Here is a 24594-nt window from a genome sequence, read left to right on the forward strand (position 1 = left end):
CGCGCTTCGCGCCCGCAACACAGCATGCTCGGGTTGGCTCCCAAATATCTGTCCTGGCTCTGGCAGGGCTTCCTGCTGACGCTCGGCCTCGCGGCCGCGTCGGCCGTCGTCGCGACCGCCGGCGGGCTGCTGCTCGCGGTCATGCGGCATGCGCGCGGCACGGCGCCGCGCAAGGTGGCGGCCGCGTACGTCGTCACGTTCCGCAACACGCCGTTGCTCGTGCAGTTGCTGTTCTGGTATTTCGGCGTCGCGTCGCTGCTGCCCGATACATGGATCGCGTGGCTGAACGCGCGTCATGCGTCGAGCATCGGCCCGTTCACGCTTGCGTGGCCGTCGTTCGAGTTCGTCGCGGGCTGGGTCGGGTTGAGTGCCTATACGGCCGCGTTCGTCGCCGAGGAGTGCGAAGCCGGCCTGCGCGGCGTGCGGCGCGCACAGCACGATGCGGCGGCCGCACTCGGCCTCACGCCGATGCAGTCGCTGCGTTACGTGGTGCTGCCGCAGGCGGTGCGCATCGCGTTGCCGCCGCTGTTCGGCCAATACATGAATCTCGTGAAGAACTCGTCGCTCGCGATGGCGATCGGCGTGGCCGAACTGTCGTATGCATCGCGGCAGGTCGAGACCGAGACGTTCAAGACGTTCGCCGCCTTCGGCGTGGCGACCGTGCTGTACGTCGCGGCGGTGGCCGCGATCGAAGCGGGCGCGTATGCCGCCACGCAATGGCGCGACCGGCTGGGAGCGGGGCGCTGACGATGGATTTTTCGCTGCTGCTCGCCAATCTGCCGTACCTGCTCGTCGGCGCCTTTCCGGAAGGGCCGCTCGGCGGCGCCGCGCTGTCGCTGCTGCTCGCGATCGCGTCGGCCGTCGCCTCGGCCGTGCTCGGCATCGCGCTCGGCGTTGCGATGGCGCTCGCGCGCGGCCCCGTGCGCGTGCTGTTGCTCGCGTTCATCGGCTTCTTCCGCGCGATTCCCGTACTGATGCTGATTTTCTGGACCTACTTCCTGATGCCCATGCTGCTGCACATGGACGTGCCGGGGCTCGCGACGGTCGTGTGCGCACTCGCGCTGATCGGCGGCGCGTATCTCGCGCACGCGGTGCATGCGGGCATCGTCGCGGCCGGCGACGGGCAATGGCAGGCCGGGCTGTCGCTCGGGCTCACGCGCTGGCAGACGGTGCGCTACGTGCTGCTGCCGCAGGCGATCCGGATCATGACGCCGTCGTTCGTCAACCAGTGGGTCGCGCTCGTGAAGGACACGTCGCTCGCGTATATCGTCGGCGTGCCGGAGCTGTCGTTCGTCGCGACGCAGGTGAACAACCGGCTGATGGTGTATCCGGCACCGATCTTCCTGCTCGTCGCGCTGATCTATCTGGTGTTGTGCACGTCGCTCGACGGCGCGGCCCGCTGGCTGCTGTCGCGGCGCCCGCGCGCGGAACGCGCCGCGCACGCGGCAGCCGACTATACGGAACCCGCGCGGTGACGGCATGCCGCGGCCGTTTCGAATGGCCGACGAGGCCGTATCGATGAAAGTATGCCGCGGACAGCACGCCGGGCAGCACGGACCACGACGGTAGCGGGCCGGCCGCGCGCGCCGCTGCTCATCGAGCGACGGCGGGCGGCACGTGCATCACGACGCCGAGTAATGCGTATTGAAGACGGCGCGCAGCGTCGATGAATCGGTCGCGAAATCGCCCCACAGCGGCCCGTCGTTCTGCGCGAACGCGAACGGCGCCGTACTGATCGACGCGAGACGGAAGCGCCATTGCGCCGCTTCCTGGCGGAAGGCGGTGAGCTGCATGTCGGACAGCGCCGTCTGCGCGCTCGCGAGCGTGACGAGCGGATCGACCGGATTGTTCGCGACGCGCACCTCGAAGTGCAGGTGCGGGCCCGTCGCGGCGCCCGTCATCCCGACCGAGCCGATACGCTGGCCTTGCTTCACGGTCTCGCCCGTCTTGAGGCCGTGCGCGAACGCGGACAGGTGCGCGTAGTAGGTCGAGTACCCATCGGCGTGATCGACGATCACATAGCGGCCGTAGCCGCCCGGATCGGTGCCGACGAACGATACGACGCCGTCGGCCGCCGCATCGACGGGCGTGCCGCTCGGCGCGGCGAGATCGACACCCGTGTGGAACGCCATCGCCTGCGACAGCGGGTGAATGCGCTCGCCGAAGAACGAGCTGATGCGCGTCCACTTGACCGGCATCGTGAAGGCGGCGGCCTCGAGCGGCGAGCCGTCGAGCGCGTAGTACGCGCCGTGCTCGGCGCCCGGCGCGCGGAACCAGATCGCGCCGAACGTGCGGCCGGCAATGCGCAGTTCGAGCGCGGTGAGGCGCGGCGTGCCGTCGCTCGTATCGAACGCGACGCGGTAGTAGTCGCCGCGCTGCGCGCTCGCCCGCATCGCCACCTTGCCGCTGACGAGATCGCCGAGCTGGATGCGCACCTCGGGCGGCACGTCGAGACGGTTCAGCGTATCGGACAGCGTGAGCTCGATGTCGCCCGCGCGCATCCCGTGCTGGTTTTCGGGGGCCGCGAACTGGAACAGGCTCGCATAGCCGAGCATGTCGTTGCGGTGCGCGCTGAGCGGCGCGAACAGCCCCGGCTGCTGGCTGCGGTCGTTGCGTTCGCCGGCATCGTTGCGCTCGCCGATCGTGCGGGCGAGCTCGCTCGTCACGAAATGCTGCGCGGTGGGAAACGGCGTGTCGGACAGCACGCGCTGCGGCAGCGCGGCCGTGCCCGAGTCGACGGCGCCCGGCAGTTGCGACACGGCCGGCAGCGCGGCGAGGCCGAGTGCGGCGAGGGCGCCGAGCACGGCGGCCGGCACGAGTGCGCGCGCAATGCGCTGCGCGCGGCCGGGCGCGAAAGCATCAGGGGTAGCGGCAGACTTGACCAAGGTGTCCACATCCAGGAAAGCGGTTCAAAGGGGTGTGGGCAGGGTCCACCGGCGGCACATCCGCCGGGCAGCGACGGGGCGGGCGGCGGGCGTGCAACAAAACAGGCCCCGCCAGGGGCCTGTGTCGTTTCCGTTCGACCCAACGCGCGGGGCGGGCCCGCTTCGAACGGCGGCGTGCAGACCGGGTCGTACCCGGTTATCACGAAGACGCTAAAGAAAGATGACAGCGTCAGTCTACCGATGTTCCGCGAAACGTTAAAAATTTTAAAGGGGGTCAGCTCATTCGTTTCGTAGTGCGGTAAATCGGGTTAAATCAGCATTTATTACGACAAATTGCGTCAGTCCGGCAATTTGTGCGCGCGGATGCGCAGCGCGGCGGACGTGCGCACGGTGTCGAAGCCGGCGTCGAGCATGGCCTCGGCGTCGTTCCACAGGTTGCCGCGCAGCCGGTTGGTCCAGATCATCGACGCGAACACGCCTTCGAGCAGCGAGACGAGATAGACGGCGGCCAGGTGCACGTCGAGATCGGCGGCGACTTCGCCGGCCGCGATCGCGCGGCGCAGCAGCGCCTTCGTGATCCGCAGCATCTGCAATTCGAGCAGCATGCGGCGCCGCTGCAGCGCGCCGTTTTCCTCGCTCTGCTCGCACTTCGTATAGAGGATCACGAGCACGCGCTGCATCGGGCCCGGCTCGCCGCATTCCTGCAGATAGTGCGACGCGGCGCGCCGCAGCGTGGCGAGCGGGGGCAGCCCTTCGCCCGCGTCGAAGCCTTCCGACGTGCGCGCGAACGCGCGGTCGCACATCGCGAGACACACTTCCATCTTGTTGCGGTAATGGCCGTAGACGGCGCCGCGCGACATTCCGGCGGCCTCGGCGAGGTCCGCCATCGCGGTTTGCGCCACGCCTTTCTCGAGCAGCACGAGCTCGGCGGCGTCGAGGATCCGGTGCTTGATGGCGAGCGATTCTTCGCGGGTCTTGCGGGCCATGTCCTGAAATTCCTTACAATTCGCTGTCGTTTTATTGAGACAGTGTGGCGGTCAGATTGAAACGGTGTGTATTTAATCAGTCGTGACTGATTATAATCGGCCACCCTGAGCCGCCGCATTTTATCGGTGGCGAACGATCCGAGGTCACACATGAATAACAATCGCTCCCTGTTGCGCCACCGACTGGCGCCGTTCGCGCTGGCGGCCGTGCTGGCCCTGGCCGGATGTGGAAAGGGCGACAAGGACGCCGCGCCGGAGGCCGCGAAACAGGCGACGGTCGTGACGGTGCGCCCGACGGCCGTGCCGATGACCGTCGAATTGCCGGGCCGGCTCGATGCGTACCGGCAGGCGGAAGTGCGTGCGCGGGTCGCGGGCATCGTCACCGCGCGCACCTACGAGGAAGGCCAGGAAGTGAAGCAGGGCGCGGTGCTGTTCCGCATCGATCCCGCGCCGTTGAAGGCCGCGCGCGACGCCGCGCAGGGGGCGCTCGCGAAGGCGCAGGCCGCCGCGCTTGCGGCGAGCGACAAGCGCCGCCGTTACGACGATCTCGTGCGCGACCGCGCGGTGAGCGAACGCGACCACACCGAGGCCGTCGCGGCCGACACGCAGGCGAAGGCCGACGTTGCTTCCGCGAAGGCGGAACTCGCGCGCGCGCAGTTGCAGCTCGACTATGCGACCGTCACCGCGCCGATCGCGGGCCGCGCCCGGCGCGCGCTCGTGACCGAAGGCGCGCTCGTCGGCCAGGACCAGGCGACGCCGCTCACGACCGTCGAGCAGCTCGATCCGATCTACGTGAACTTCTCGCAGCCGGCCGCCGACGTCGACGCGCTGCGCCGCGCGGTGACGAGCGGGCGTGCGACGGGCATCGCGCAGCACGACGTCGCGGTGACGCTGCTGCGCGCCGACGGCACGGCGTATCCGCTGAAGGGCAAGCTGCTGTTCAGCGATCTCGCGGTCGATCCGACCACCGACACCGTCGCGATGCGCGCGCTGTTCCCGAATCCGGAGCGCGAGCTGCTGCCGGGCGCGTATGTGCGGATCGCGCTCGACACGGCAGTCGACCAGCGGGCGATCCTCGTGCCGCGCGATGCGCTGCTGCGCGCGGCCGACCGCTCGTCGGTGCGGGTCGTCGGCACGAACGGCAAGGTCAAGGACGTCGAGGTCACGGCCGACCAGATGAGCGGCCATGACTGGCGCATCACGCGCGGCCTCGCGGGCGGCGAGCGCGTGATCGTCGACAACGCCGCGCAGTTCGCGCCCGACACGGCCGTCAAGCCCGTCGAGAAGGCGCCGCCGTCGAAGGCAGCGCCGGCAGCGGCCGCTTCGCAGGCGGCCGCCCGTCAAACCTGACTGGTCAACACCACACCACCATGGCACGTTTCTTCATCGATCGCCCCGTCTTCGCGTGGGTGATCGCAATCTTCATCATGCTGGGCGGCGCATTCGCGATCCGCGCGCTACCCGTTGCGCAGTACCCGGACATCGCGCCGCCCGTCGTCAGCATCTATGCGACGTACCCGGGCGCGTCCGCGCAGGTCGTCGAGGAATCGGTGACCGCGCTGATCGAGCGCGAAATGAACGGCGCGCCGGGGCTGATGTATACGTCGGCCACCAGCAGTGCGGGGGCCGCGTCGCTGTACCTGACGTTCAGGCAGGGCGTGAACGCCGATCTCGCGGCCGTCGAAGTGCAGAACCGGCTGAAGACGGTCGAGGCGCGGCTGCCCGAGCCGGTGCGACGCGACGGCATCCAGGTCGAGAAGGCCGCCGACAACATCCAGCTCGTGGTCTCGCTGACGTCCGACGACGGGCGGATGACCGACGTGCAGCTCGGCGAATATGCGTCGGCGAACGTCGTGCAGGCGCTGCGTCGCGTCGAGGGCGTCGGCCGCGTGCAGTTCTGGGGCGCCGAGTACGCGATGCGGATCTGGCCCGACCCGGTGAAGATGGCCGGGCACGGCCTCACCGCGTCGGATATCGCATCGGCGGTGCGTGCGCACAACGCGCGCGTGACGATCGGCGACATCGGCCGCGCCGCGGTGCCGGCCAGCGCGCCGATCGCGGCGACCGTGTTCGCCGATGCGCCGCTGAAGACGCCGGCCGATTTCGGCGCGATCGCGCTGCGCACGCAGGCCGACGGCTCCGCGCTGTATCTGCGCGACGTCGCACGCGTCGAGTTCGGCGGCAACGACTACAACTATCCGTCGTACGTGAACGGCAAGGTCGCGACCGGGATGGGCATCAAGCTTGCGCCGGGCTCGAACGCGGTCTCGACCGAGAAGCGCGTGCGCGCGACGATGGACGAGCTGTCCGCGTATTTCCCGCCGGGCGTGAAGTACCAGATCCCGTACGAGACGTCGTCGTTCGTGCGCGTGTCGATGAACAAGGTCGTCACGACGCTGATCGAGGCCGGCGTGCTCGTGTTCCTCGTGATGTTCCTGTTCATGCAGAACCTGCGTGCGACGCTGATCCCGACGCTGGTCGTGCCGGTCGCGCTCGCGGGCACGTTCGGCGTGATGTATGCGGCCGGTTTCTCGATCAACGTGCTGACGATGTTCGGGATGGTGCTCGCGATCGGCATCCTCGTCGACGACGCGATCGTCGTGGTCGAGAACGTCGAGCGGCTGATGGTCGAGGAGGGGCTCGGGCCCTATGACGCGACCGTCAAGGCGATGAAGCAGATCAGCGGCGCGATCGTCGGGATCACCGTGGTGCTGACGTCGGTGTTCCTGCCGATGGCGTTCTTCGGCGGCGCGGTGGGCAACATCTACCGGCAGTTCGCGCTGTCGCTCGCGGTGTCGATCGGCTTCTCGGCCTTCCTTGCACTGTCACTGACGCCCGCGCTGTGCGCGACGCTGCTCAAGCCCGTGTCGGGCGACCATCACGAGAAGCGCGGCTTCTTCGGCTGGTTCAACCGCCTGGTCGCGAGCTCGACGCAGCGCTATGCCACGCGCGTCGGCAAGATGCTGAAGAAGCCGGTGCGCTGGCTCGTCGTGTACGGCGCGCTGACCGGCGCCGCGGTGCTGATGCTCACGCAGCTGCCGACCGCGTTCCTGCCGGACGAGGATCAGGGCAACTTCATGGTGATGGTGATCCGGCCGCAAGGCACGCCGCTCGCGGAAACGATGCAGAGCGTGCGGGAAGTCGAGTCGACCATCCGCCGCGACGAGCCGACCGCGTTCACGTATGCGCTCGGCGGCTTCAACCTGTACGGCGAAGGGCCGAACGGCGGGATGATCTTCGTCACGCTGAAGAACTGGAAGGAACGCAAGAACGAGGACGCGCACGTGCAGGCGATCGTCGCGCGTATCAACGAGCGCTTCGCGAGCACGCCGAACACGACGGTATTCGCGATGAACTCGCCGGCGCTGCCCGATCTCGGCTCGTCGAGCGGCTTCGACTTCCGGCTGCAGAACCGCGGCGGGCTCGACTACGCGACGTTCAGCGCCGCGCGCGAGCAGTTGCTGGAGACGGGCCGCAAGGATCCGGCGCTGACCGACCTGATGTTCGCCGGTACGCAGGACGCGCCGCAGCTGAAGCTCGACATCGATCGCGCGAAGGCGTCCGCGCTCGGCGTGTCGATGGACGAGATCAACACGACGCTCGCGGTGATGTTCGGCTCCGACTATATCGGCGACTTCATGCACGGCACGCAGGTGCGGCGCGTGGTCGTGCAGGCCGACGGGCTGCACCGGCTCGATCCGGACGACGTGAAGAAGCTGCGCGTGCGCAACACGCATGGCGAGATGGTGCCGCTCGCTGCGTTCACGACGCTGCACTGGACGCTCGGGCCGCCGCAGCTCACGCGCTACAACGGCTTTCCGTCGTTCACGATCAACGGCTCGGCCGCGGCAGGCCACAGCAGCGGCGAGGCGATGGCGGCGATCGAGCGGCTCGCCGGGAAGCTGCCGGCCGGCACCGGCTTCGCGTGGTCGGGGCAGTCGTTCGAGGAGCGGCTGTCGGGTGCGCAGGCGCCGATGCTGTTCGCGCTGTCGGTGCTCGTCGTGTTCCTCGCGCTCGCGGCGCTCTACGAGAGCTGGTCGATTCCGTTCGCGGTGATGCTGGTCGTGCCGCTCGGCGTGATCGGCGCGGTGCTCGGCGTCACGCTGCGGATGATGCCGAACGACATCTACTTCAAGGTGGGGCTGATCGCGACGATCGGGTTGTCGGCGAAGAACGCGATCCTGATCGTCGAAGTCGCGAAGGACCTGGTCGCGCAGCGCATGTCGCTCGTCGACGCGGCGCTCGAGGCCGCGCGCCTGCGGCTGCGGCCGATCGTGATGACGTCGCTCGCGTTCGGCGTCGGCGTGCTGCCGCTCGCGTTCGCGTCGGGCGCCGCGTCCGGCGCGCAGATGGCGATCGGCACCGGCGTGCTGGGCGGCGTGATCACGGCGACCGTGCTCGCGGTGTTCCTCGTCCCGCTGTTTTTCGTGATCGTCGGCCGCCTGTTCGACGTCGGCCCGCGCCGGCGCGGCGGGGCACAGCCGGCGACGATGGAGGGTTCTCGATAATGTTTGCGCTGAATGCCCGCGCCGTGCTGCGGGCCCAGGTTGCGCTGGCCGCCGCGCTCGCGCTGGCCGGCTGCACACTCGCGCCGCGTAACGAGCGGCCGGCGGCACCGGTGCCTGCGACCTATGCGCCGGTCGACGGCAGTGCCGCACCGGCGGCCGAGGTGTCGCCCGCCGACACCGCGCTGCTCGACGACTGGCGCGCCTACTTTACCGATGCCGCGCTGCAGGCGTGGATCGACGCGGCGCTCGCGAACAACCGCGACCTGCGGGTCGCGGCCGGCCGCCTCGAGGAAGCGCGCGCGCTGTACTGCGTGCAGCGCGCGGATCAGATGCCGTCGGTCGATGCGAATCTGGGTTATGACCGTACGCGCCAGTACGACCCGGTCGTGCGCGAAAGCGCGATCAGCGGGCTGTATCGCGCGGGCGTCGGCATCAGCGCGTACGAGCTCGACCTGTTCGGCCGCGTGCGCAGCCTGTCCGATGCGGCGCTCGCCGAATATTTCGCGACGGCGAACGCGCAACGCACGGTACGCATCGGCGTGATCGCCGACGTGGCGGGCGCGTACGTATCGGAGCGCTCGCTGCACGAGCAGCTCGCGCTGGCGCAGCGCACGCTGGATGCGCGCCAACGCATGGCCGCGCTCACGCAGCGCCGTTATGCGGCCGGCACGAGCGACGCGATCGAGCTGCGCTCGGCCGAGATGCTGGTGGCATCCGCGCGTGCATCGCAGGCTGCGCTGCAGCGCGAGCATGCGCAGTCCGTGCGGGCGCTGCAGTTGCTCGCGGGCGACTTCGCGCGCAACGTGCCGGATGACACGACTGCGCTCGACGCACTGTCGATCGCGCCGGTGGCGCCCGGTGCACCGAGTGCGCTGCTCGAACGGCGGCCGGACATCCGGCAGGCAGAGGCACGCCTCAAGGCCGCCAACGCGCAGATCGGCGCCGCGCGCGCGGCGTTCTTCCCGCGCATCACGCTGACGAGCGACTATGGCTCGGTCAGCGATGCGTTCTCGAGCCTGTTCAGCGGCGGCACGAACGTGTGGACGTTCGCGCCGCGCCTCACGCTGCCGATCTTCGCGGGCGGACGCAATCGCGCGAACCTCGATGTCGCGAACGCGCGCAAGCACATCGCGGTTGCCGATTACGAGAAGACGGTGCAGACCGCGTTCCGCGAAGTGGCCGACGCATTCGCCGCGCGCGACTGGATCGATCGCCAGCTTGCCGCACAGCAGGACGTGTATGCGGCCGACGGTGCACGGTTGAAGCTCGCCGAGCGCCGCTACGCGGGCGGTGTCGCGACGTATCTCGAACTGCTCGACGCGCAGCGCAGCACGTACGAGTCGGGGCAGGAGCTGATCCGGCTCAAGCAGCTCAGGCTCGCGAATGCGATCACGCTGTACCGTGCGCTCGGCGGCGGCTGGTCGCCGGCGTCGGCCGAGGCGGAGGCATCCGCGTAACGCCTGTCGCCTGACGCGACGACGCGTCGGGCGGCATGACGGCGGCGGTACGCTTCGGCGTGCTGCCGCCGCTTCCTTCAATCCGCACCGCAGCTCCAGCGATATCTTTCCCCACTGACAGGCCGGTCAGGACGCTTTTCATCGTGTCGCAACCGCACGCGTGCGTTCCGGAACAGCCCTCGTCTTGCGACCGCTCGTGTTGCCATTTCGCGCAAACGTGTGCGGGACATTTCTCCTTCCTTCTCCCATGCGATGTGGTCCGGATGTCGAGTTCCGGCGACCGCTCATGCGTGCGATTTACGATCCGGAATTGACGATCGAATTAATCATTTATTGGAAATAATGAGGGCGGCAAAGTGTCGCAGTAAAACGTTTGTACTCATTGCGCAATCGTTTGCGCGAAAAAATTATATTGATTGAATCGATCTTTAATTTCCTGTTTGTTGAAAATGATTTGATATCGGCGTTGCTGCCGGACAACGATGGCGGCTCTGGACAATGTTTTGTCCTTTTCGTGGATGATTTCACCAGAGCTAATGCCAGCAAGGAAGAGCGGGGCGGCGGCGACTATCTATCGAAAATTTCTTTAATCTTCAATTGCTTCCGTCGAATAAAAAAGGACTGCGGATAAAAATCACGGGATTGGAAATTGACGAGAAATAGTGTGGATTTAGAGGGCTAAATCGAACATTGTCAGAAGCATTTGACAATGATTTACAGAAAACTTTCACGATTATCTCGATAATGCGGCCTCGTGACGGACGGGAGCCACCACACGCTGCCGTTTGTGTCCGCCACGTCATCTACTCCATTTGTACTCCTTACGGGTAACGTCATGAAAAAATCCCTCCTGACCGCTGTCGCACTCGCGGCCCTGTCGACCTCGGCCTTCGCAGCGGGCACCGGCACGATCAACTTCACGGGCGAGATCGTCGCGGGCGCATGCGGCATCGATTCGGGTTCGGTCAACCAGACCGTGAACCTCGGCAAGGTGCCGACGAACGTGTTCAAGCAGGCCGGCGACAAGTCCACGCCGACCAACTTCGACATCAAGCTGACCGACTGCGACACGAGCGTCGCGCAGAACGCGTACTTCACGTTCACGGGCACGTCGAGCGCAGGCCAGCCGAAGCTGCTCGCGACGATCGGTTCGGCAACCAACGTCGGCATCCGCCTGCAGGCAGCATCGGGCGAATACCTCGACAACGGCGCCGAGCAGAAGGCACCGACCGTGCTGCAGAACGGCACGAACATCGCACGCTTCGCAGCCATGTACGAAGCGACCGCAGCCGGCGTGACGCCGGGTACCGCCGAGGGTGTCGCGAACTTCACCGTCCGCTACCAGTAAGTCGCCGTACCGGGGAAGGGTGCGCGCACCCTTCCTCGTTCGTTTTTCCTCCTTTTCTCCCTCCCTGGACTTCCGGTAGCACCGCGTGCGAATCAGACATTCCTTCCTTTGCGTCTCCGTGCTGGTTGTCGGCAGCCAGAGCCATGCGACGGAATTCAATTCGTCGTTCCTGAACATCGACGGCTCGAACAACGTCGATCTGTCGCAGTTCTCGCAGGCGGACTTCACGCTGCCGGGCGAGTACATGCTCGACGTGCAGGTCAACGACCTGTTCTACGGGCTGCAGGCGATCGAATTCATCGCCGTCGACACATCGGGGGCGGGCAAGCCGTGCCTGCCGCCGGAACTCGTCGCGCAGTTCGGACTGAAGCCGTCGCTCCTGAAGGACCTGCCGCGCTTCCAGGGCGGACGTTGCGTCGACCTCGGCGCGATCGAGGGCGCGACCGTGCGCTACCTCAAAAGCGACGGGCGGCTCAAGATCACGATTCCGCAGGCCGCGCTCGAGTTCACCGATTCGACCTACCTGCCGCCGTCGCGCTGGTCCGAAGGGATTCCGGGTGCGATGCTCGACTATCGCGTGATCGCGAACACGAACCGCAACTTCGGGACGGGCGGCAGCCAGACGAATTCGATCCAGGCCTACGGGACGGTTGGCGCGAACTGGGATGCATGGCGCTTTCGCGGCGACTACCAGGCGCAATCGAACGTGGGCAATACGGCCTACGCGGACCGCACGTTCCGCTTCAGCCGGCTTTACGCATTTCGCGCGCTGCCGTCGATCCAGTCGACGGTGACGTTCGGCGACGACTACCTCACCTCGGACATCTTCGACACGTTCGCGCTGACGGGCGCGTCGATCCGAAGCGACGACCGCATGCTGCCGCCGTCGTTGCGCGGCTATGCGCCGCTGATCTCGGGCGTCGCGCGCACCAACGCGACCGTGACCGTGTCGCAGGCAGGCCGCGTGTTGTACGTGACGCGCGTGTCGCCGGGCGCCTTCGCGCTGCAGAACATCAATACGAGCGTGCAGGGCACGCTCGACGTCGCGGTCGAGGAAGAGGACGGCAGCGTGCAGCGCTTCCAGGTGACGACGGCCGCCGTGCCGTTCCTCGCGCGCGCCGGGCAGTTGCGCTACAAGGCCGCCGTCGGCAAGCCGCGGCTGTTCGGCGGCGCCGGCATCACGCCGTTCTTCGGCTTCGGTGAAATCGCCTATGGCCTGCCGTTCGACGTCACGGCGTATGGCGGTTTCATCGCCGCGTCGGGCTACACGTCGATCGCGCTCGGCGTGGGCCGCGATTTCGGCGCGTTCGGCGCGCTGTCGGCCGACGTCACGCATGCGCGGGCGAAGCTGTGGTGGAACGGCGCGACCCGCAACGGCAACTCGTACCGCATCAACTATTCGAAGCACTTCGACGGGCTCGATGCCGACGTGCGTTTCTTCGGCTATCGCTTCTCCGAACGCGAATACACGAACTTCGCGCAGTTCTCGGGCGACCCGACCGCGTACGGCCTCGCCAACAGCAAGCAACGCTACTCCGCGACGCTGTCGAAGCGTTTCGGCGACACGTCGACTTATTTTTCCTACGACCAGACGACCTACTGGGAACGTGCGAACGAGCAGCGCGTCGGCCTCACGCTGACGCGGGCGTTCTCGATCGGCACGCTGCGCAACCTGAACGTGAGCGTGTCGGCTTTTCGTACGCAGAGCGCCGGTGCAAGCGGCAACCAGGTCTCGGTCACCGCGACGTTGCCGATCGGCGGCCGCCACACCGTCACGTCGAACCTGACGACGGGCAGCGGCAGCACGAGCGTGAACGCGGGCTACATCTACGACGATCCGAATGGCCGGACCTACCAGGTCAACGCGGGCGCGACCGACGGGCGTGCGTCGGCGAACGCGAGCTACCGCCAGCGCTCGTCCGCGTATCAGCTGACCGCGCAGGCGTCGACGCTGGCCAATGCGTATGCGGCGGCATCGCTCGAAGTCGACGGTTCGTTCGTCGCGACGCAATACGGTGTGTCGGCGCACGCGAACGGCAATTCGGGCGACACGCGCCTGCTGGTGTCGACCGACGGCGTGCCCGACGTGCCGCTGTCCGGCACGCTCTCGCATACCGATTCGCGCGGCTATGCGGTGCTCGACGGCATCTCGCCGTACAACGTGTACGACGCGACCGTCAACGTTGAGAAGCTGCCGCTCGAAGTGCAGGTGACGAACCCGATCCAGCGCATGGTGCTGACCGACGGCGCGATCGGCTTCGTGAAGTTTTCCGCCGCGCGCGGCAGCAACCTGTACCTGACGCTGACCGACGCGGCCGGCAAGCCGCTGCCGTTCGGTGCATCGGTGCAGGACGTGGCGAACGGCAAGGAACTCGGCATCGTCGGCGAGGGCGGTGCGGCGTTCCTGACCCAGGTTCAGCCGAAATCCACGCTGGCGGTGCGGGCGGGCGAACGCACGCTCTGCACGATCGACACGCTGCCGAGCCAGCTCCAACTCGAAGGCACGCCGATTCCGGTGACGTGCCAGACGCCCGGCGAGTCGCATGCAGCGGCCGCACGGGTCGAACGATGAATTCACGGATCCCGCGATGAAAAATTCCTTCTCCCTTTCCTTTCCGCGGCGCGCATGGTGCGTGCTCGCGACCGCCGGCGCGCTGTTCGCAGGCGCCGCGCAGGCGGCGATCGTGCCCGATCGCACGCGCGTGATCTTCAACGAAGGCGAACAGGCCGCGATCGTCACGATCACCAACAAGAGCACGACGTACCCGTATCTCGTGCAGTCGTGGCTCGAGGACGCGAAGGGCAACAAGATCACGTCGCCGCTGATGGTCGTGCCGCCGCTGCAGCGCGTCGAGGCGAACGAGCGCAACGTGCTGCGGATCGCGAAGCTGCCGGGCACCGGGCTGCCGGCCGATCGCGAATCGGTGTTCTACCTGAACATCCGCGAAGTGCCGCCGAAGACGGATACGCCGAACACGCTGCAGATCGCGCTGCATACGCAGATGAAGCTGTTCTATCGCCCGAAGGCCGTACAGCCGGCGCGCGACGAGGACTGGACGCTGCCGATGACGTTGCGGGTCGATTCGGCCGCGCACACGCTCGCGTTCGACAACCCGACGCCGTATCACATCACGATCGTCAACCTGGCTTCGGGGGCGCAGAAGACGCCCGTGCCGCTGGAGCCGGTGATGGTGAGCCCGATGAGCACGTCCGACGTGCCGTTCAAGGCCGCGACGCCGTCGACGCTGTTCGTCACGCATGTGGACGACTACGGCGGCCAGGTGGCGGTCGAGTATGCGTGTGAGGCAGGTGCTTGCAAGAGCGTGAAGAAATGAGCGGGGGCGCAAGACAACGCCTGTCGCCGCTCGCGGCATGGCTGCGCTGGGTCGTGCTCGCGATGCTGATCGCGGTGGTGCAGCCGGCATGGGCGCTGCGCTGCCTGAGCGACGGCGGCGCGGATTCGCTTACTGAGCCGATCGGCGGCGTCGCATCGTATCCGACGGACGCGCAGGACGGGTACGTGATCTGGGTATCGCCGCCGCGCACGACGACGGGGTACTGCTACAAGGACTACGGCGGGGACGCACTGGCCTTTTCCGAGAAGGTTTACTTCTACGCGAACCCGAGAATGCAGGATCCCGCCGCATGGGGACTGGAAATCGGCATTCGCTATGGTGGCCGGGACTATTTCGGCCTGGGTAGCGGGCCGGGCGCGCGCGTGGAAACCACCACCACCGTGGGGCCGTGCTCGCCCCGGGACTTTGCATTGGGGCGCTGCGAGAAGGTGCCGCTCAGCATTACCTATCAGGTGGTGGTGCGCAAGAAGGGTCAATGGATGCAGCCGCCGAACGATATCTATGCGGTCTTCCAGTTCGACGGCAGAGGCGGGCTCAATGCGGCTCGATCGAGTTTCCAGTACCGGTTGAGCGGGTTGTCGCGTCTGAAGCCGACACCCTGCCTCGTCGACGTGCTGGTGACGCCCGAGCCCGGCATCGTCAATTTCGGTCAGGTGCAGACCACCGGCAACGGCTTCCTGCCTGCCGTGCCGCGCCGGCGGTTCTCGCTGTCGCTGTCGAAGAAATGCAGTATCCCGATTCGCGTCGACGGCTATTTCGAGGCGACCAAGGGCACCGTGCAGAACGGTTTGCTGGTACCGGCGGCGAACAGCAATTTCGGGATCGGCCTCGAGGATAGTCAGGGCAAGGCGATCGAATTCAACAAGCAGTTCACGCTCACGCAGTTTGCGGCCAACGTCGCGAATCAGACCGTGATGCTCGATGCGGTGCTCAAGTCGTTCGGACCACCGAAGATCGGGCCGTTTGACGCCGCCGCCACGATCCGGATTTTCCTGTATTGAGCGTGGTGCAGCATGAGCGGCGTGCGCCGCGCAACATGCTGCCCGCACTGAATTTTCATTGATGTACGGACGGAGGAGAAGGGGGATGCATCCGAGACGCAGTGTCGTCGCGGCCGTGCTGGCCGTGTCGGCAATGAGCGCGGTTCACGCGCAGACGGTATCGGCCGGCGGTTATTCGCTGACGGTGATTGGAGACCTGGGCGGGCCGCGCGGCGTGCAGTACAACGGCAATGCCGTCAGCGCGGACGGCAAGACGATCATCGGTTCCTACTGGAGTGCAGCGCAGCCCGGCAACTCGATGGCCTTTTCTTGGTCGGCCGCGACGGGCTGGCAGAGGCTGGCCGCGCCGGCAAACGCTTACGATTCGATGGCACAGACGGTGTCGGCCGATGGGCGGGTGATCGGCGGTTCGATCAGCGCGCGCCAGGCGGACAGCAGCAACCTCGATCGATGGGCGGTGCGATGGCCCGGCGACGGTCGCACACAGAAACTCGTTCCGGATACGGCGGGCTGGGGTGCATGGGTCGAAGTTGCGAACCTCGCCGGCACGAGGATGACGGGCAGTTTCACGGCGACAGGTGGCCGGAATGCACGGTTCATGTGGGACCAGCCGAGGGGTTTCCGCGAGCTGCCGCCGGGCGGCGACTATGCCGTGCACCTCCTGTCGATGACCTCGTCCGGGAATGCGGCAACCGGGTTCGCCGGCAATGTCGACGGCGTGTATGGTTCGCGCGCGCTCCTTTGGACAGAACGAACCGGCGAACGACTGTTGCCGACGATCAACGCGGGCGTGGCCAGAATGGATATGGCCCGTGGCGTGACCGAAGACGAACGGACGATCGCCGGCTCGCTCGGCACCCTCGTGGACACGCCGGATGGACAACGGCTCGATTCGGAAGCCGTGCTGTGGACGAACGGCGGCGACAGCATCCAGCGGCTCGGTTTTCTCGACGGCGATGACAGCAGCTACGCGTCATCGATCAGCACGGACGGGCGGGTCGTCATCGGCGAATCGAGCAACGGGCAGACCGGTGTCGCGCGCGTCTTCGTGTGGACGCCGCAAAGCGGCATGCGCAGCCTCGTTGCGTTGCTCGAAGCGGCCGGCCTGTCGGCCGGCACGCTGAACCTGACCCACGTGATCGGCGTGAGCCCCGACGGGCAGACCATCACGGGGCAGGGCTATCGCGAAGACGACCCCGACGGGAGGCCGCAATTCTGGCAAGTGCACATCGATGCGGCGACGCTGCGTGCATTGCGGCCGGCGAGCCCGGGTGCGGACGCATCGCGGGTACAGGCGTCGCAGCCGAAGGCGATGTCACGCATGCTGGCGGCAAAGCCGAACGCAGCGATCCGGCGAGACGTCTGCCGCATGCCGGTCACTCCGGCGCGGCTGGTGCAATGCCGGCTGCTACCGGCCGCACGCTAGCGATCACGGTCGCATGCAGGTAAAGCGATGAAGCAAGGCGCCGGTTCCCCGGCGCCTTGTGTCGTTTACCGCACCCAGCGGCAAACCTTGTGATGGTGATGCTCGAAGTGACACACGCGGTGCGGATGGGCTTCGGCGATCGCCGGCACGAGTACGGCGGCGGCGAGCGCCGCGACGGTCAGGGTCTTGAGTAGCGTCTTCATATTGAGGTCCTGTCGTTGAATAGCGGGTCACGGGAGCGGCAGCGCATTACCACTGCGGCCGCTGATCGTCGCGGCGGTCGTCCCGGCGATCGTCGTGGCGGTCGTCATGCCCGCCGCGATGCTGAGCCTCCCAGTCGCGGCGCTCCCAGTAGCGATTTCCGTCCCAGTAACGATCGCCATGCCAGCCGATCGTGACTTCGGCCGGGCCAGGATAGGCGACGCAGCCGGTGAGCATCACGCTCGACAGCGCGCCAATCATGACGGCGGATAACACGATGGATTTCATGTTGTTCTCCCTTGGGGAAACGGCACGTCGATCGTACGGGCCCTCAAAATTTCACGTGGTAAGAAGTTGCTACCGCACATGACACCCGCAGGCATTTCGTCAGAATCTTGACAGCAAGCGGCAGCCGTATCCGCCGGGCAGACGCATCGGTCGCCGCTGCCACGACCGACTGCATACGTCCCATCTGCCCGAGCAACGATTCCATCGATTGTTCAGACAAATCCTGACAACCGAAAGGGTTATCTCGTAATCGAATTGAGAATGATTTGCGTTTACGTTAAATTGCGCTATCTCGGAATTTGACGGAGCAGATCGATGGCGATGGCGGAAGTGCTCGACCGACCGGTGGCGGCAGCGGCGAACCCGTTCCTCGGCAGTTATCCCGACCGGCCGCCGCGTGCGCGCCGCACCGCGGAGCCCCGTGCGCAGGGCGCGTTGCTGGACGTGCTGATCTCGCATCGCACGATGCTCGTCAATGTCGCGCGCGGCTTCGTCGGCTGCGCGAGCCGCGCCGAGGACGTCGTGCACGACGTGTTCGTGAAGCTCGTCGAATTCCCGAACCAGGACGCGGTGCGCCAGCCGGTCGCGTACGTGACGCGGATGGTGCGCAATGCGTCGATCGACGCGTGCCGCCGGCAAAGCCTCGAGAACGTCTATCACACGGAAGAGGACGACGGCTTCGACGTGCCGTCGCCCGAGCCGACGCCGGAAGCCGCGCTGCTGACGCGCGACACGCTGCGGCGCGTGTGGGCGGCGCTCGACGACCTGCCGGCGCGCAGCCGTGCGGCGTTCGAGATGGTGCGGCTGCGCGAGGAGACGCTGCAGACCGCGGCGCGCGCGCTCAACGTGTCGCAGACGCTCGTGCATTTCATGGTGCGCGACGCGGAACGCCACTGCGCGGAATGCCTCGACGCGTGCCATCGCGGCGTCGCGTGCCCGGTGTTCCTGGGCGGCCGCGCACGGCGCCGGTAAAAAACCGCGCCGGCCAAACGTCTATCAGACAGGAGCGGCCGAAACCGCCGCTTCGCCACCTTCAACCGCCTCAGCGATTCCCGATCATGACGCAAGCCACGACGCCTTCCGCCGACACCGATGACCTCGTCTATACGGTCGTCATCAACGACGAAGAACAGTATTCGATCTGGCCGACGTTCCGGCCCGTGCCGGCCGGCTGGCGCGAGATCGGCGTGAGCGGCCCGAAAGCCGACTGTCTCGCGCACATCGAGACCGTCTGGACCGACATGCGCCCCGCGAGCCTGCGCCGCGCGATGGACGGCGAGCGCGCATCGCGCGCGTCGTGACCTGCTGCGCCGAGGTTCGGCGCACCACCTGAAGAGGACGTTGCATGACCCTGCTTTCGTTGCCGACGCTCGACGACCTGCGTATCGAGCCGGGGCTGCCCACCGTCGTGTCGCCGCGCGGCAGCGACGGCATGTCGATCGACGACGTCGCGCCGATGGCGCGCGAGATCGCGGCCGACACGCTCGAACGGGCGGGCGGCGTGCTGTTCACGGGTTTTCACGTGCCGTCGATCGACGCATTCCAGCAATTCGCGGCGTCGTTTGGCGATCCGCTGATCGGCTATGAATACGCATCGACGCCGCGCAGCCAGGTCGAAGGCGCGGTCTACACGTCGACCGAATATCCGCCGCACCGCGCGATTCCGCTGCACAACGAGCAGTCGTATACGCGCGAATGGCCGCTGCGGATCTGGTTCCACTGCGCGCTCGCCGCGCCGAAGGGCGGGGCGACGCCGATCGCGGACAGCCGCGCCGTCTATCGCGCGCTCGATCCGGCGTTGATTGCGCGTTTCGAGAAGCGCGAGCTGCTGTACGTGCGCAATTTCGGGCAGGGGCTCGACCTGCCGTGGCAGCAGTCGTTCGGCACGGACGAGCCGGCCGAGGTAGAACGGATGTGCGCGGCGCGCGGCATCGAATGCGCATGGCGCACCGACGATGACGGCGAGCTGCTGCTGCGCACGCGCGAACGCTGCCAGGCCGTCGCGCGGCATCCGCGCACGGGGGACCGCGTGTGGTTCAACCAGGCGAACCTGTTTCACCTGTCGGCGCTCGACGACGACATGCAGGAAGCGCTCGTCGACGCGGTCGGGCTCGAGAACGTGCCGCGCAACGTGTATTACGGCGACGGCGAACCGCTCGAAGCCGACGCGCTCGCGCAGATCCGCGGCGTGCTCGACCAGCAGCGCATCGTGTTCCCGTGGCGCACGGGCGACGTGCTGATGCTCGACAACATGCTGACCGCGCATGCGCGCGACCCGTTCGAGGGGCCGCGCAAGGTCGTCGTCGCGATGGCGCAGAGTTATACGGTCCCGCGCGACCGAACGGAGGATTGATGACGCGTAGTACCGCCGCGCTTGCCGCGCGCGGGCTGTCGGTAGGGTATCGCGACCATGTCGTGATCGACGGGCTGGACCTGTCGATCGCGGCCGGCCGCGTAACCGCGCTGTGCGGACCGAACGGCTGCGGCAAGAGCACGCTGCTGCGCACGCTCGCGGGCCTGCAGCCCGCGCGTGCCGGCCATGTCGAAGTCAACGGCCAGCCGCTCGCGGCGTTTCGCCGCCGCGCACTCGCGCGCGAGCTGACGATGCTCGCGCAGTTCAACCAGATTCCATCGGGCCTCACGGTGCGCGAGCTCGTCGCGTACGGGCGCTATGCGTACGGCGGCTTCCTGCGCGGCCTGTCGCGGGCCGACCATGCGGCGATCGACGAGGCGCTCGAGACGAGCGGCCTCGCCGACGATGCGGACCGCGACGTCGGTGCGCTGTCGGGCGGCGAGCGCCAGCGCGCATGGATCGCGATGGCGCTCGCGCAGCAGGCGCCGATCGTGCTGCTCGACGAACCGACGACCTACCTCGACATCCATCACCAGCTCGACATCCTCGATGCGCTGCGCACGCTGAACCGCACGCGCGGGCTGACGATCGTGTGGGTGCTGCACGACCTGAACCAGGCGGCCGCGTACAGCGACGAGATCGTGCTGATGCGCGCGGGCCGCCTCGTCGCGCAGGGCACGCCCGATGCGATGCTCGATCCGGCGCGGCTGCGCGCGGCGTTCGGCGTCGAGATGCTGAAGCTTTCGCATCCGCAGACGGGCGCGCCGATGTGCGTGCCGGCCTACGGGCCGACGACCGACGGCGCGCCGCAGGCGGTGGGCGCTTTCGACCGGGATCTCGCCGTATGACGACGTTCGCGATGCGCAAGCGCCTCGCGGCGGCGGGGAAGGGCATGGCGTCGGGCCGGGCGGGCGCGATCGCGCTCGGCCTCGTCGCGCTGATCGCGGCACTCGCGGCGCTGCGCGTCGCGCCCGATCTGCGCGTGTGGTGGGGCGCCTTGCCCGGCAGCGATGCCGCCGCGCTCGCGCACGTGTTCCTGTTCGACCTCAACCTGCCGCGCGTCGCGGCCGCGCTCGTCGCGGGCGGCTGCCTCGGCATCGCGGGCGCGCTGTTCCAGTCGCTCACGCGCAATCCGCTCGCGTCGCCCGACCTGCTCGGCGTGACGGGCGGCGCCCAGCTCGGCTTGCTCGCGGCGATGCTTGTACCGGCGCTGGCCGGCGTTGCGTCGGTGCCGCTGCTGTTCGTCTGCGGGCTGGCCGCGGCCGCCTGCGCGATCGTCGCGGCCGGCGGCTGGCGCGCGACGCCGTTGCGGCTCGTGCTCGCGGGCAGCGTGTGCATGCTGCTGTTCGCGGCACTGTCGACGCTCGTGCTCGCGTTCTTCGAGCAGAACATCGCGGGCGCCGCGCTGTGGACCAACGGCAGCCTCTACCAGCCGGGCGCGACGGGCCTCGCGCTCGCCGCGCGCTGGCTCGTCGTGCCGCTCGTCGCGTTGCCGTTCGTGATCCGGCCGCTCAATCCGCTCACGCTCGGCGACGATGCGGCCGCCGCGGCCGGCGTGCGTGTCGATGCGACGCGGCTCGCCGCGACGATCGTCGCGGTCGCGTTCACGAGCGTGGCGGTCAGTATTGCGGGCCCGCTGTCGTATGTCGGCCTCGTCGCGCCGAACCTGCTGCGCCAGGTGCGCGGCGCGCGTGCGGCTCGGCTCGGCGTGCTGGTGCCGCTGTCGGCGCTCGCGGGCGGTGCGCTCGTGCTCATCACCGACAGTGCGGTGCTCGCGTCGGGTCTCGACGCCACGCTGTCGACCGGCGTCGCGATCGCGCTGGTCGGCACGCCGCTGATGCTCGCGATGATCCGGCGCGGCGCCGCGTGGTCTGGCGTGCTGCACGCGGATGCCGAACGCGCGTCGGGCGGCGGCTCGACGCGGCTCGTCGGCTGGCTCGAACGGCTCGGCTGGCCGCTGCGCACGGCGCTGTTCGTCGTGGCAGGCGCGCTGATCGTGTTCGTCGGCGTGTCGGCCGGCCCCGAGTGGCTGTCGATCGCGCGCTGGTCCGATGCGCTGTCCGGCCACGATGCGCTCGCGCGGATGCTGATCGACCTGCGCATGCCGCGCCTGTTGTGTGCGCTGCTTGCCGGCGCGTTGCTGGCGGTGAGTGGCGTCGCGATGCAAAGCGTCGTGCGCAATCCGCTCGCGGGCCCCGAAGTGCTCGGCGTCACGCAAGGCGCGGGGCTCGTCACGCTGTTCGCGTTGTCGACGTGGCCGCTGATGGGTCATGTGACGCTCGCGGCGGCCGCGCTGATCGGTGGCGGGCTGTCGCTCGCGATCACGCTCGCGCTGAATCACCGGCATCGCTATGCGCCGCTCGCGGTGGCGCTGACGGGTATCGTGATCGGCGCGCTGTGGACCACGCTCGCGCAATGGCTGATCACGCAGGAAAGCGTGCAGCCCGCGCGCTTCGTCGTGTGGCTCGTCGGCGGTACCTATGGCCGGAGCTGGGGCGAGGTGTCGATGCTGCTGCCGTGGTGCGTGCTCGCGGTGCCCGTGTTCGCATGGCTCGCGAAACCGCTCGACATGCTCGCGCTCGGCGAGGACCAGGCCGCCGCGCTCGGCCTGCCGGTGGCCGCGCTGCGGCCGCTCGCGCTGACGATCGCGACGCTCGCCGCGTGCGCGGCCGTCGCGGCGGTCGGGCCGGTCGGCTTCATCGGGTTGATGGCGCCGCACGTCGCGACGATGCTCGGCGCGCGCCGGCACCGGACGCGGCTGTGGCTCGCGGCCGCTTGCGGTGCGCTGATCCTTGGCGTGGCGGATCTCGCGGCGCGTACGGTCGTCGCGCCGCGCGAAGTGCCGGCCGGCGTGCTGACCGCGCTGGTCGGTGCGCCGTACCTGCTCGGGCTGCTGATCCTCGAGGGGCGCCGCGCCCGGCGCGCAGGGCGATGACGCCCGCGCTCGACGGCGCGCGCGCCACGCGTTTTTCGACGTTCGCGCCCGAACCGTTCGCCGAACACCTCGACGTCGTCTGGCTCGGGATGCCGGACGACGCTCACGATGCGCCGGGCCGCATCGTCGTACCCGTCAGCGCGTTGCCCGCGCATCGCGACATCGTGCTCGACGCGATGGTCGGCCATTACGGCGGCGATCCGGCGCAGCATGCGCGCGCGCTGATGTCGCAATGGAGCAAATACTATTTCGGCCGGGCGGCGCCGGCCGGCGTCGTTGCGGCGCTGACGCTCGGCCGGCCGCTCGACATGTCGCCCGAGCGCACGTTCGTCGCGCTCGACGACGGGATGCCCGCCGCGCTGTACTTCCCGCACGATGCGCTCGGCGTACCGTGCGACGACCCGGCGCCCCGCTATGCGGGGCTCGTCGCGCATCTCGGCGCGGTGATCGACCTGCTCGCGGCGATGGGTCGCGTCACGCCGCGCGTGCTGTGGAGCAACGCGGGCAACCTGCTCGACTATCTGCTCGATACGTATCGTTCGCTGCCATGCGCGGCCGATCCCGTCCGCGATGCGGACTGGCTGTTCGGTTCGCGCTGCGTGCATGGCGAGCCGAATCCGCTGCGCGTCCCCGTGCGCGATGCCGTGCCGCGCTCGATGCTGCTGCCGACGCCGTTTCGTGCGCGCCGCGTGTGCTGCCTGCGCTATGAAATTCCTGGAGAAACGCAACTGTGTGGAAGCTGCCCCCTGCTACTGACGATGGACGACGCGGCGCTGGCCGAACAGGACGCGATCCGGTGATGGATGCCGGCCGCCGGCACGCGCTCGGCGCACTCGCGGCGCTCGGCGCCGCGTGCTGCGGCGCGCTTTCCGCTTCGTCCGGCGCCGTTGCCGCGACGCTCGATGCCCACCGCGCGCAAGGGACGGTGTCGCTGGCCGGCAATCCTGTCGTGTCGCAGGCGAGTGCAACGATGCCGGTGCGCCCGCAACGCGTGGTCGCGCTCGACTTCATGTTCGCGGAAAGCGTGATCGCGCTCGACATCGTGCCGGTCGGGATGGCCGATACCGCGTTCTATCCGGGCTGGCTCGGCTATCGAAGCGACCGGCTCGCGAACGTGACCGATGTCGGTTCGCGCCAGGAGCCGGGCCTCGAAGCAATTGCGGCGGTCAAGCCCGACCTGATCATCGGAGTCGGTTTCCGCCATGCGCCGATCTTCGACGCGCTCGACCGGATCGCACCGACGATCCTGTTTCAATTCAGCCCGAACGTGTCGGACGGCGGCGTGCCGGTCACGCAGCTCGACTGGATGCGGCGGATCTTCCGGACGATCGGTGCGGTGACGGGGCGCGACGCGCGCGCGCAGGCGGTCGAGGCGCAGCTCGATGCGGGCATCGCGCGCAATGCGGCGCGGCTCGCGGCCGCGGGCCGCAAGGGCGAGCGCGTCGCGCTGCTGCAGGATCTCGGCTTGCCCGACCGTTACTGGGCCTATACGGGCAACAGCACGTCGGCGGGTCTCGCGCGGGCGCTCGGGCTCGATCCGTGGCCGAAGAAGCCGACGCGGGAAGGCACGCTGTACGTGACGTCGGCCGACTTGCTCAGGCAGCGCGAGCTGGCCGTACTGTTCGTGACTGCATCGGGAATGGACGTGCCGCTATCCGCGAAACTCGATTCGCCGGTGTGGCGCTTCGTGCCCGCGATGAAGGAACACCGGATCGCGCTGATCGAACGCAATATCTGGGGGTTCGGCGGGCCGATGTCGGCACTGAAGCTGGCCGACGTGATGACCGATACGATGCTGAAGCTGCCGGCCGTGCGTTGAGCGGAGTGCGCGGCGGTCGATCGGCGGATGA

22 protein-coding genes are annotated in these 24594 nt (G+C 68.0%); 18 read left to right on the plus strand and 4 right to left on the minus strand.

Annotated elements, in window-relative coordinates:
- Nucleotides 1-24 precede the first annotated feature (24 nt).
- Entirely contained in the window at nt 25-747 is a 723-nt protein-coding gene (locus tag CFB82_RS08925) for an amino acid ABC transporter permease (protein WP_069247912.1), read from the plus strand.
- A gap of 2 nt (nt 748-749) precedes the next feature.
- Nucleotides 750-1475: an amino acid ABC transporter permease gene (locus CFB82_RS08930; RefSeq protein WP_069249289.1), complete on the plus strand. Its 726-nt coding sequence runs from the start codon at nt 750-752 to the stop codon at nt 1473-1475.
- Nucleotides 1476-1622: 147 nt separating this feature from the next.
- Here the strand turns inward: CFB82_RS08930 and CFB82_RS08935 are convergent, their stop codons facing one another.
- Together CFB82_RS08935 and CFB82_RS08940 are read right to left on the minus strand one after the other, a co-directional pair.
- Nucleotides 1623-2885: a M23 family metallopeptidase gene (locus CFB82_RS08935; RefSeq protein ID WP_069247913.1), complete on the minus strand. Its 1263-nt coding sequence runs from the start codon at nt 2883-2885 to the stop codon at nt 1623-1625.
- A gap of 338 nt (nt 2886-3223) precedes the next feature.
- Nucleotides 3224-3871: a TetR family transcriptional regulator gene (locus tag CFB82_RS08940; protein WP_047850920.1), complete on the minus strand. Its 648-nt coding sequence runs from the start codon at nt 3869-3871 to the stop codon at nt 3224-3226.
- A 150-nt stretch (nt 3872-4021) separates the two neighbouring features.
- Between CFB82_RS08940 and CFB82_RS08945 the strand changes: the two genes are divergently transcribed.
- The 9 genes from CFB82_RS08945 (at nt 4022) to CFB82_RS08980 (ending at nt 16967) form a co-directional block, all read left to right on the plus strand.
- Nucleotides 4022-5221 (plus strand): MexX/AxyX family multidrug efflux RND transporter periplasmic adaptor subunit, encoded by a 1200-nt coding sequence (locus tag CFB82_RS08945; RefSeq protein WP_069247914.1) that lies wholly within the window; start codon nt 4022-4024, stop codon nt 5219-5221.
- Between the two features lie 20 nt (nt 5222-5241).
- Nucleotides 5242-8379: a multidrug efflux RND transporter permease subunit gene (locus CFB82_RS08950; RefSeq protein WP_069247915.1), complete on the plus strand. Its 3138-nt coding sequence runs from the start codon at nt 5242-5244 to the stop codon at nt 8377-8379.
- A complete protein-coding gene (locus CFB82_RS08955; RefSeq protein ID WP_089483938.1) occupies nt 8379-9836 on the plus strand; it encodes an efflux transporter outer membrane subunit in 1458 nt (485 codons plus the stop codon). The genes CFB82_RS08950 and CFB82_RS08955 overlap by 1 nt, the downstream gene beginning before the upstream one ends.
- Before the next feature lie 412 nt (nt 9837-10248).
- Nucleotides 10249-10467, plus strand: a complete 219-nt coding sequence (locus CFB82_RS42025) for a hypothetical protein (RefSeq protein ID WP_143750888.1) — start codon at nt 10249-10251, stop codon at nt 10465-10467.
- A 204-nt stretch (nt 10468-10671) separates the two neighbouring features.
- Nucleotides 10672-11184 (plus strand): fimbrial protein, encoded by a 513-nt coding sequence (locus CFB82_RS08960; RefSeq protein WP_069247917.1) that lies wholly within the window; start codon nt 10672-10674, stop codon nt 11182-11184.
- A gap of 118 nt (nt 11185-11302) precedes the next feature.
- Complete coding sequence (locus CFB82_RS08965; protein WP_069247918.1) at nt 11303-13756, plus strand: fimbria/pilus outer membrane usher protein; 2454 nt, start codon at nt 11303-11305, stop codon at nt 13754-13756.
- A 16-nt stretch (nt 13757-13772) separates the two neighbouring features.
- Complete coding sequence (locus CFB82_RS08970; protein ID WP_069249290.1) at nt 13773-14519, plus strand: fimbrial biogenesis chaperone; 747 nt, start codon at nt 13773-13775, stop codon at nt 14517-14519.
- Nucleotides 14516-15541, plus strand: a complete 1026-nt coding sequence (locus CFB82_RS08975) for a fimbrial protein (protein WP_069247919.1) — start codon at nt 14516-14518, stop codon at nt 15539-15541. Before CFB82_RS08970 ends, CFB82_RS08975 begins: the two co-directional genes overlap by 4 nt.
- 85 nt (nt 15542-15626) lie before the next feature.
- Nucleotides 15627-16967, plus strand: a complete 1341-nt coding sequence (locus CFB82_RS08980) for a calcium-binding protein (RefSeq protein ID WP_069247920.1) — start codon at nt 15627-15629, stop codon at nt 16965-16967.
- A 65-nt stretch (nt 16968-17032) separates the two neighbouring features.
- On the opposite strand, the gene CFB82_RS43165 is transcribed toward CFB82_RS08980, so the two are convergent.
- Both CFB82_RS43165 and CFB82_RS08985 read right to left on the minus strand, forming a co-directional pair.
- Nucleotides 17033-17170, minus strand: a complete 138-nt coding sequence (locus CFB82_RS43165; RefSeq protein ID WP_163008971.1) for an HHHH-motif protein — start codon at nt 17168-17170, stop codon at nt 17033-17035.
- Between the two features lie 46 nt (nt 17171-17216).
- On the minus strand, nt 17217-17456 hold the full coding sequence (locus CFB82_RS08985) for a hypothetical protein (protein WP_069247921.1): 240 nt from the start codon (nt 17454-17456) through the stop codon (nt 17217-17219).
- Between the two features lie 315 nt (nt 17457-17771).
- Here CFB82_RS08985 and CFB82_RS08990 point away from each other — a divergent pair, with 315 nt between their 5' ends.
- The 7 genes from CFB82_RS08990 (at nt 17772) to CFB82_RS09020 (ending at nt 24563) form a co-directional block, all read left to right on the plus strand.
- Nucleotides 17772-18428: an RNA polymerase factor sigma-70 gene (locus CFB82_RS08990; protein ID WP_069247922.1), complete on the plus strand. Its 657-nt coding sequence runs from the start codon at nt 17772-17774 to the stop codon at nt 18426-18428.
- Nucleotides 18429-18514: 86 nt separating this feature from the next.
- Complete coding sequence (locus CFB82_RS08995) at nt 18515-18757, plus strand: MbtH family protein (RefSeq protein ID WP_011351933.1); 243 nt, start codon at nt 18515-18517, stop codon at nt 18755-18757.
- Between the two features lie 44 nt (nt 18758-18801).
- The gene (locus CFB82_RS09000) at nt 18802-19809 is read left to right on the plus strand and encodes a TauD/TfdA family dioxygenase (protein ID WP_069247923.1); all 1008 of its coding nucleotides are present in this window, start codon (nt 18802-18804) and stop codon (nt 19807-19809) included.
- Nucleotides 19809-20657, plus strand: coding sequence for an ABC transporter ATP-binding protein (locus CFB82_RS09005; protein ID WP_069247924.1), 849 nt, complete (start codon nt 19809-19811; stop codon nt 20655-20657). Before CFB82_RS09000 ends, CFB82_RS09005 begins: the two co-directional genes overlap by 1 nt.
- Nucleotides 20654-22744: a Fe(3+)-hydroxamate ABC transporter permease FhuB gene (gene fhuB, locus CFB82_RS09010; RefSeq protein ID WP_069247925.1), complete on the plus strand. Its 2091-nt coding sequence runs from the start codon at nt 20654-20656 to the stop codon at nt 22742-22744. The genes CFB82_RS09005 and fhuB overlap by 4 nt, the downstream gene beginning before the upstream one ends.
- Complete coding sequence (gene fhuF / locus CFB82_RS09015; protein WP_069247926.1) at nt 22741-23544, plus strand: siderophore-iron reductase FhuF; 804 nt, start codon at nt 22741-22743, stop codon at nt 23542-23544. Before fhuB ends, fhuF begins: the two co-directional genes overlap by 4 nt.
- Entirely contained in the window at nt 23541-24563 is a 1023-nt protein-coding gene (locus CFB82_RS09020; RefSeq protein ID WP_069247927.1) for an ABC transporter substrate-binding protein, read from the plus strand. The genes fhuF and CFB82_RS09020 overlap by 4 nt, the downstream gene beginning before the upstream one ends.
- Nucleotides 24564-24594 lie beyond the last annotated feature (31 nt).

Source organism: Burkholderia sp. HI2714 (assembly GCF_002223085.1).
In the GTDB taxonomy this organism is placed as follows: domain Bacteria; phylum Pseudomonadota; class Gammaproteobacteria; order Burkholderiales; family Burkholderiaceae; genus Burkholderia; species Burkholderia lata_D.

Excerpts from the sequence above, each read along its gene's own strand:
- CFB82_RS08925 (WP_069247912.1), top strand. The coding sequence starts at position 25 with ATGCTCGGGTTGGCTCCCAAATATCTGTCCTGGCTCTGGCAGGGCTTC.
- CFB82_RS08930 (WP_069249289.1), top strand. The coding sequence starts at position 750 with ATGGATTTTTCGCTGCTGCTCGCCAATCTGCCGTACCTGCTCGTCGGC.
- CFB82_RS08940 (WP_047850920.1), bottom strand. The coding sequence starts at position 3,871 with ATGGCCCGCAAGACCCGCGAAGAATCGCTCGCCATCAAGCACCGGATC.
- CFB82_RS08945 (WP_069247914.1), top strand. The coding sequence starts at position 4,022 with ATGAATAACAATCGCTCCCTGTTGCGCCACCGACTGGCGCCGTTCGCG.
- CFB82_RS08950 (WP_069247915.1), top strand. The coding sequence starts at position 5,242 with ATGGCACGTTTCTTCATCGATCGCCCCGTCTTCGCGTGGGTGATCGCA.
- CFB82_RS08955 (WP_089483938.1), top strand. The coding sequence starts at position 8,379 with ATGTTTGCGCTGAATGCCCGCGCCGTGCTGCGGGCCCAGGTTGCGCTG.
- CFB82_RS08960 (WP_069247917.1), top strand. The coding sequence starts at position 10,672 with ATGAAAAAATCCCTCCTGACCGCTGTCGCACTCGCGGCCCTGTCGACC.
- CFB82_RS08970 (WP_069249290.1), top strand. The coding sequence starts at position 13,773 with ATGAAAAATTCCTTCTCCCTTTCCTTTCCGCGGCGCGCATGGTGCGTG.
- CFB82_RS08975 (WP_069247919.1), top strand. The coding sequence starts at position 14,516 with ATGAGCGGGGGCGCAAGACAACGCCTGTCGCCGCTCGCGGCATGGCTG.
- CFB82_RS08980 (WP_069247920.1), top strand. The coding sequence starts at position 15,627 with ATGCATCCGAGACGCAGTGTCGTCGCGGCCGTGCTGGCCGTGTCGGCA.
- CFB82_RS43165 (WP_163008971.1), bottom strand. The coding sequence starts at position 17,170 with ATGAAGACGCTACTCAAGACCCTGACCGTCGCGGCGCTCGCCGCCGCC.
- CFB82_RS08985 (WP_069247921.1), bottom strand. The coding sequence starts at position 17,456 with ATGAAATCCATCGTGTTATCCGCCGTCATGATTGGCGCGCTGTCGAGC.
- CFB82_RS08990 (WP_069247922.1), top strand. The coding sequence starts at position 17,772 with ATGGCGATGGCGGAAGTGCTCGACCGACCGGTGGCGGCAGCGGCGAAC.
- CFB82_RS08995 (WP_011351933.1), top strand. The coding sequence starts at position 18,515 with ATGACGCAAGCCACGACGCCTTCCGCCGACACCGATGACCTCGTCTAT.
- CFB82_RS09000 (WP_069247923.1), top strand. The coding sequence starts at position 18,802 with ATGACCCTGCTTTCGTTGCCGACGCTCGACGACCTGCGTATCGAGCCG.
- CFB82_RS09005 (WP_069247924.1), top strand. The coding sequence starts at position 19,809 with ATGACGCGTAGTACCGCCGCGCTTGCCGCGCGCGGGCTGTCGGTAGGG.
- fhuB (WP_069247925.1), top strand. The coding sequence starts at position 20,654 with ATGACGACGTTCGCGATGCGCAAGCGCCTCGCGGCGGCGGGGAAGGGC.
- fhuF (WP_069247926.1), top strand. The coding sequence starts at position 22,741 with ATGACGCCCGCGCTCGACGGCGCGCGCGCCACGCGTTTTTCGACGTTC.